Here is a 7,004-nt window from a genome sequence, read left to right as displayed (position 1 = left end):
GATACTGTTATATATCTGGCTTTATGTTTCTTGGTTGTTTCAAATTCTATAAATTAACCTACTGTTTAATTTTCAAAGTTCTTTTGTACTCCTCTTGAGTACTTTATAATAATAACACCTGTCCTATTTTAAGTCAATAGTTTTTTTACTTTTTTTTATAATTCAGTAAATAAAAGGTTATATCAGCTAATTTTAAACATTACTGACATAACCTATTATCTTCACTTAACTACTTTTTATTCATATTTTCACTAAAATATTTTTGAATTCCAACATATGTAGACCAAGCTATTTTTTCTTGATATTTTTCATCTACCAAAAGCTTAGCTTCTTTATCATTAGATAAAAATCCACACTCTATTAATACTGATGGGATTTCATTTTCTTTTAATAAATATATATCATCTCTAGGTTTAATCTCTCTGTTATTAGTTTTATCAACTACCCTTTTAAGTTCTTCTTGTATATATTTAGATAATTGAACTGATTCTTCTTTTCCTTTAGGATAAAAAGTTTGAGCTCCATAATATTTAGATTGTTCAAATGCATTTAAATGTATAGACATAAACATATCCGCATTCGATTCCTGTATTATTTTTTTTCTATTTTTTAGATTTTCATTATATTTTTGCCTAATAGTTTTATCCCCTGTTTCTTGATATAAACTACTATCATCTTCTCTAGTTAATATAACAAGCGCTCCACTAGCTTCTAGTAGCTCCCTTATTTTAAGAGTAATAGATAGATTTACATCTTTTTCTTTTGTATCCTTGTCCTTAGTCATAGCTCCAGGATCTATTCCCCCATGGCCTGCATCTAAAATTATAGTTTTGTTGGTTACAGGCATATATTCCATAACATCGTCAGATACATCTTTAATTTCAAATATAGATAGTGTAACTATTACTAATGTTATGACACTAAAAATTATATGTTTTATGTATTTTTTCACAATATCACCCTGTATATTTATATTAAAAAAGACTTTGGAATATTCCAAAGTCTTTGTACAAACATATAAAAATTATCTCTTTGAGAATTGTGGAGCTCTTCTTGCTGCCTTTAATCCATATTTCTTTCTTTCTTTCATTCTAGAATCTCTAGTTAAGAATCCTTCTTTCTTTAAAGCAGGTCTTAAATCTAAATCAGCTTTTAATAAAGCTCTAGATATACCGTGTCTTATAGCTCCAGCTTGTCCAGTGAATCCTCCACCTTCAACTTTTACTATAACATCGTACTTAGTTTCATTATTAGTTAAAACTAATGGTTGTTTAACATCTCTTATTAAAGTTTCGTAGTTGAAAAATTCTTCAACTGCTCTTCCATTAACTACTATATTTCCTTCACCTGCAACTAATCTTACTCTAGCTACAGAGCTTTTTCTTCTTCCAGTTCCGTAATATTGAACGTTAGCCATGATAACTCCTCCTTTCACCCGTAATTATTATTTAAAGTTTAAAACTTCTGGATTTTGAGCTGCATGATCATGTTCTGCTCCTGCAAATACTCTTAATCTAGTCATCATTCTGCTTCTTAATTTGTTTTTACATAACATACCACTTACTGCATGAGAAACTACTTCTTCAGGCTTCTTAGCCATCATTTCTCTGTAAGAGATCTCTTTTAATCCACCTACATATCCAGTGTGGTATCTGTACATCTTTTGATCTAATTTCTTTCCTGTTAAAACTACCTTCTCTGCATTTACAACAACAACGAAGTCTCCACCATCTACATGAGGAGTAAAAGTAACCTTGTGCTTCCCTCTTAATACTGTCGCTATTTCAGTTGCTACACGACCTAATGTTTTTCCTTCAGCGTCAACGATATACCAATTTCTTTGTACATCAGCTGGCTTAGCTATATAACTTTTCATAGTTGTCCCTCCTTAACTTATTTTCATATAAATATTTTACCGTTTATGTCAAGTCCGGGGCAAGTGGACTTATTAACACACTCTAATTCATTTTAATACATGCCCCCTAGTGTGTCAAGCTAATAATCAACTTTTTTAAGAAATAATCCATGAGGTGGTGCGGTATGACCACACTTACCTCTATTCTTAGAGTCAATTATATCTTTTAAGCTTTCATTTATCCTTCCTCTGCCTATATCTACTAACGTCCCTACAATTATTCTTACCATATTATATAAAAATCCATTACCTTCTACTTCTAAAATAATTAAATTTTCTTGTTTTTCTAAAGTAATATCATATATAGTTCTTACAGTATCATTTACAGATGATCCAGAGCTCATAAATCCTTTAAAATCATGCTCTCCTATTAAATGCTTAGCTTCTTCACACATTTTTTCAAAATCAAGGTCATATCTAACATGATATGATGTATCCTTGTATATAGGACTCCTATACATATTATTATATATTAAATACCTATATCTTTTCCCTTTAGCACTATATCTAGAATGAAATTCATCATCTACCTCAGTACAAGCAATTATAGATATGTCTTTGGGCAATTTAGCGTTTAATGCACTCGGTATTTTATATGCAGGTATCTTTGATTCTAATTTAAAATTAGCTACCTGTCCTAATGCATGAACTCCTGCATCAGTTCTACCCGAAGCATTAAGTTGTACCTCTTCTTTAGTTATTTCATAAATAGCATTTTGTATTGTACCTTGTATACCTAAAGTATCAGGTTGCTTTTGCCAACCACAATAGTTTTCACCATTGTATTGTATTGTAACCTTTAAATTTCTCATAGTCTACCTCTTTACATAAATCTAGTAGCTATAATTATAGCTAAATATATAGCCTGTATCCCACTGGCTATATAGTCACTTTTTGTTATAACAGCTTCTTTCATCTTTGTTCTATTATATCCACCTCTATAGCATCTAGCTTCCATAGCCATAGCAAGTTCATCTGCTCTTCTAAATGCACTTACAAATAAAGGTACTAACAGAGGAACTAAATTTTTAGCTCTATTTATAAGATTTTTACTTTCAAAGTCTGCACCTCTAGACATTTGAGCCTTCATTATTTTATCTGTTTCATCTAATAATGTAGGTATAAATCTTAAAGCTATAGTCATCATCATAGCTAATTCATGTACTGGTAGTCCTATCTTCTTAAATGGATTTAAAAGTCTTTCTATCCCATCTGTAAGCTCTATAGGAGAAGTTGTCAATGTTAGTATTGACGTACCTACAACTAAAAATACTAGCCTTACTGCCATAAATATAGCTTGTTGTATTCCTTGGCTTGTAATCGTAAGAAATCCAAATGACCAAATTACATCTCCAGGAAGAAAGAATATATTTATAACAAATGTAAATAGTATAATCCATCTAAGAGGTTTGATACCTTTTATAATGTATTTCATGGGTATACTTGATAATTTTACCACAGAAATTAAAGATAATAAAACTATAGCGTATGGCCAAAATTTATTTGTTATGAATAAGGAAATCATAAATACAAAAGTAGCTATAAGTTTTATTCTCGAGTCTAATCTATGTATAATAGAGTTAGCTGGATAGTATTGCCCTATAGTTATGTCTTTTAACATTTTTTTCTTCCTTTCATAACTCTTAAAATTTCTTCTTTTACCTCTTCTATAGTTAAGATATCTTCCCTTATATCAAAACCTTGTTTTCTTAACCTTATAGCTAATTCTAGCACTTGTGGTATATCCAATCCTATTTCCTTTAATCTATTAGTGTTTGTATTGAATACTTCTCTAGGAGACCCCATAAATTCTATTTTACCATGGTTCATCACAATTATTGTTTTTGCTAATTTTGCCATATCGTCCATACTATGCGATGATAGTATTATAGTCATATCATTTTCTTTATGAAGATTTTTTATAAGATTAAATATTTCATCTCTACCCCCAGGGTCTAAACCCGCAGTAGGCTCATCTAATACTAAAACTTCCGGTTTCATAGCTATTACTCCAGCAATAGCTACTCTTCGCTTTTGCCCTCCTGATAATTCAAAAGGCGATTTATCTTTAAATTCCTCATAATTCAATCCTACAGCTTCCATAGATGTTTTAACCCTATTATGTATCTCATCCGCTTCCAAACCTAAATTAGACGGTCCAAAAGCTATATCCTTCTCAATCGTTTCTTCAAACAATTGATACTCAGGATATTGAAACACTACACCTACTCTTTTTCTAATTTCAGTTAAGTTTAACTTAGGATCAGTTATCTTAAAATTATTTATAAATATTTCACCCGAAGATGGTTTTAATATTCCATTTAAATGTTGTATTAATGTAGATTTTCCAGATCCAGTGTGACCTATTAAACCTACGAAATCTCTATCTTTTATTTCAAAAGTAACTTCATCTAGTGCTTTACTGCAAAAAGGCATTCCTTCATTATATATATGAGTTAATTTCTTCACTACAATTGACATAATTTCATCACCATCTCATCTACAGTTAATATATCACTACTTATATCTAAGCCATCTTTTTTTAATAAGCTAGATAATTCTGTCATGCAAGGTACATCTAGACCTATAGTTCTTAGCATTTCTATACTGCTAAATACTTCCCTTGGAGTACCTTCTAATAACTTTTTACCTTTTTCCATAACTATAACTCTATCGGCTTCAACCGCTTCTTCCATAAAGTGTGTTATGTGTAATGTAGTAATATTTTCCTCTTTATTGAGCCTTTTTATAGTTTTCATTACTTCTTTTCTTCCAGATGGGTCTAACATAGCAGTTGCTTCATCAAATATAATACATTTTGGTTTCATTGCTATTATACCTGCTATAGCCACTCTTTGCTTTTGACCTCCAGATAATAAATGTGGTTGCCTATCTCTTAAATCATACATTCCGACATTTTTAAGAGCTTCTTCAACTCTTTTTCTTATTTCTATAGGATCAATACCTAAATTTTCAGGTCCAAATGCTACATCTTCTTCTACTACAGTTGCAACAATTTGATTATCAGGATTTTGAAAAACCATTCCTGCTGTTTGTCTTATGTCCCATAATTTACTTTCTTCTCTTGTATCTAGTCCATCTATAAGTATATTTCCTTCACTAGGAAGTAAAATAGCATTTAAGTTTTTAGATAAAGTTGACTTGCCCGAACCATTATGTCCTATTATTGCCACAAATTCACCTTTTTTCACTTCCAAACTTAATTTATCTATAGCCTTAAGTTTACTTTCATCCGTAATATACTCAAATGATACATTATTGACCTTTATTATATTATCCACTAATTTACTCCTTCTCATAAGTAGTATATAAATGTATCTATGCTAACCCAAGTTCATTATAAAAATAACCTATTTATAAATAAACTGCTCATAATTTTGATTTCATATTAAATATAGCATATTAAATTTTATCACGTTTTAATAAATTTTAATATAGTATTAAATATGCAATATTACTAAATTTTTATTCATTATGAAAATCATTTTAAATAGTATTATATCATAGTTTAACATAAAAATCATAGTTGGATTAAATACTAATTATAATTTTATTTTTTATAATTAATCAATCAATAATTTAAGAAATAATTTAATATATATACAAATTTTTTAATAATATATATTATTAAAATTCATTGATTTAATAAAAAAAGGACTAAGCTATAAAGCTTAATCCTTTTGATACTATACTAATTCTATAAAAGCCATTTCAGCGGCATCGCCTTTTCTTGGTCCTTTTTTAATTATTCTAGTATATCCACCGTTTCTCTCAGCGTACTTTGGAGCTATTTCAGTGAATAAGTTATTCACTACAGTTTCATCCATAACATAAGCTAAAACTTGTCTTCTAGCATGAAGATCTCCTCTTTTACCAAGAGTTATCATCTTTTCTGCCATTCTTTTAGTTTCTTTTGCTCTAGTTACTGTAGTTTCTATTCTTCCATGTCTTAGTAAACTAGTTACTAAGTTTCTTAACATAAGGTTTCTGTGAGCAGTTTCACAACCTAATTTACGGTAAGTAGCCATACTATCCCTCCTTCACTCGCTATTCTTCGCTTGGTTTAAGACCTAGTCCAAGTTCTTCTAATTTTTGGATTACTTCCTCTAAAGATTTTTTCCCTAGATTTCTAACCTTCATCATATCATCTTCAGACTTATTAGCTAATTCTTCAACTGTATTGATTCCCGCTCTCTTTAAACAGTTGTATGATCTAACTGATAAATCTAATTCTTCTATTGTCATTTCAAGAACTTTTTCTTTTTGATCTTCTTCTTTTTCTACCATTATCTCAACACTGCTTACATGCTCTGTTAAGTCTATGAATAGATTTAAATGCTCTACTAGTACTTTGGCTGCAAGAGATATTCCTTCTTGAGGGTTTATACTTCCATTAGTCCAAACATCTAATACTAATTTGTCGTAATCTGTTTTTTGACCTACTCTTGTATCTTCTACATGGTAGCTCACTTTTTCAACAGGAGTATATATTGAATCTACAGGTAGTACACCTATAGGCATATGCTCTGTTTTATTTTCTTCAGCTGAAACATAACCTCTACCTTTATCTATAAATATTTCCATATTAAACTTAGCATTTTCATCTAGCGTAGCTATCTTTAAATCTTTGCTTAATATTTCAACATCAGGAGGACATATTATGTCTGCTCCTGTGATAGTGCATGGTCCTTGAGCATCTATTTTAAGTGTTCTACTTCCTTCACCATCTATAGTAGCTGAAAGCTCTTTTAATGATAATATCATTTCAGTAACATCTTCTTTAACACCTGGTACTGTAGAGAATTCATGAAGAACTCCATCTATTTTTATAGAGTTAACTGCAACACCTGGTAAAGAAGATAATAATATTCTTCTTAAAGCATTACCTATAGTTATGCCATAGCCTCTTTCTAGAGGTTCTATAACAAATTTTCCATATCTATAGTCTTCGCTAAGTTCGATTATATCTACTTTTGGTTTTTCTATTTCTATCATGGACAAAACCCTCCTTCAAATTTATTAATCCACTGAGGGTAAACAAAATTTTAAAATAAATTTTAAAATATGC

At 30.0% G+C, this 7,004-nt stretch carries 9 protein-coding genes; all 9 read right to left on the bottom strand.

Features of this window, described 5'->3' with window-relative positions:
- Positions 1–229: 229 nt before the first annotated feature.
- The 9 genes from cwlD to QOZ84_RS15495 all read right to left on the bottom strand — a co-directional run bounded on the left by cwlD (position 230) and on the right by QOZ84_RS15495 (position 6,931).
- Positions 230–952: an N-acetylmuramoyl-L-alanine amidase CwlD gene (gene cwlD, locus QOZ84_RS15535; RefSeq protein WP_284133814.1), complete on the bottom strand. Its 723-nt coding sequence runs from the start codon at positions 950–952 to the stop codon at positions 230–232.
- 72 nt (positions 953–1,024) lie between these two features.
- Positions 1,025–1,417 (bottom strand): 30S ribosomal protein S9, encoded by a 393-nt coding sequence (rpsI, locus tag QOZ84_RS15530; RefSeq protein ID WP_026899678.1) that lies wholly within the window; start codon positions 1,415–1,417, stop codon positions 1,025–1,027.
- Between the two features lie 27 nt (positions 1,418–1,444).
- A complete protein-coding gene (rplM, locus tag QOZ84_RS15525) occupies positions 1,445–1,876 on the bottom strand; it encodes a 50S ribosomal protein L13 (RefSeq protein WP_026899679.1) in 432 nt (143 codons plus the stop codon).
- Between the two features lie 119 nt (positions 1,877–1,995).
- A complete protein-coding gene (gene truA, locus QOZ84_RS15520) occupies positions 1,996–2,727 on the bottom strand; it encodes a tRNA pseudouridine(38-40) synthase TruA (RefSeq protein ID WP_284133813.1) in 732 nt (243 codons plus the stop codon).
- A gap of 11 nt (positions 2,728–2,738) precedes the next feature.
- Complete coding sequence (locus tag QOZ84_RS15515; protein WP_284133812.1) at positions 2,739–3,536, bottom strand: energy-coupling factor transporter transmembrane component T family protein; 798 nt, start codon at positions 3,534–3,536, stop codon at positions 2,739–2,741.
- A complete protein-coding gene (locus QOZ84_RS15510) occupies positions 3,530–4,396 on the bottom strand; it encodes an energy-coupling factor transporter ATPase (protein WP_284133811.1) in 867 nt (288 codons plus the stop codon). Before QOZ84_RS15510 ends, QOZ84_RS15515 begins: the two co-directional genes overlap by 7 nt.
- Positions 4,384–5,217, bottom strand: coding sequence for an energy-coupling factor transporter ATPase (locus QOZ84_RS15505; protein WP_284133810.1), 834 nt, complete (start codon positions 5,215–5,217; stop codon positions 4,384–4,386). Before QOZ84_RS15505 ends, QOZ84_RS15510 begins: the two co-directional genes overlap by 13 nt.
- A 405-nt stretch (positions 5,218–5,622) precedes the next feature.
- On the bottom strand, positions 5,623–5,964 hold the full coding sequence (gene rplQ, locus QOZ84_RS15500) for a 50S ribosomal protein L17 (protein WP_026899684.1): 342 nt from the start codon (positions 5,962–5,964) through the stop codon (positions 5,623–5,625).
- A 19-nt stretch (positions 5,965–5,983) separates the two neighbouring features.
- Positions 5,984–6,931 carry a DNA-directed RNA polymerase subunit alpha gene (locus tag QOZ84_RS15495; protein ID WP_284133809.1) on the bottom strand — a complete coding sequence of 316 codons (948 nt, stop codon included), beginning with the start codon at positions 6,929–6,931 and terminating at the stop codon, positions 5,984–5,986.
- Positions 6,932–7,004 lie beyond the last annotated feature (73 nt).

This window comes from Romboutsia sedimentorum, assembly GCF_030131845.1.
GTDB lineage: Bacteria > Bacillota > Clostridia > Peptostreptococcales > Peptostreptococcaceae > Romboutsia_D > Romboutsia_D sedimentorum.
Note: the sequence above shows the minus strand (reverse complement) of the source record. Positions and strands in the feature narration are given on the sequence as shown.

Bases quoted from the DNA above. Each gene is read 5' to 3' on its own strand.
- rpsI (WP_026899678.1), bottom strand. From the start codon at position 1,417: ATGGCTAACGTTCAATATTACGGAACTGGAAGAAGAAAAAGCTCTGTA.
- rplM (WP_026899679.1), bottom strand. From the start codon at position 1,876: ATGAAAAGTTATATAGCTAAGCCAGCTGATGTACAAAGAAATTGGTAT.
- truA (WP_284133813.1), bottom strand. From the start codon at position 2,727: ATGAGAAATTTAAAGGTTACAATACAATACAATGGTGAAAACTATTGT.
- QOZ84_RS15515 (WP_284133812.1), bottom strand. From the start codon at position 3,536: ATGTTAAAAGACATAACTATAGGGCAATACTATCCAGCTAACTCTATT.
- QOZ84_RS15510 (WP_284133811.1), bottom strand. From the start codon at position 4,396: ATGTCAATTGTAGTGAAGAAATTAACTCATATATATAATGAAGGAATG.
- rplQ (WP_026899684.1), bottom strand. From the start codon at position 5,964: ATGGCTACTTACCGTAAATTAGGTTGTGAAACTGCTCACAGAAACCTT.
- QOZ84_RS15495 (WP_284133809.1), bottom strand. From the start codon at position 6,931: ATGATAGAAATAGAAAAACCAAAAGTAGATATAATCGAACTTAGCGAA.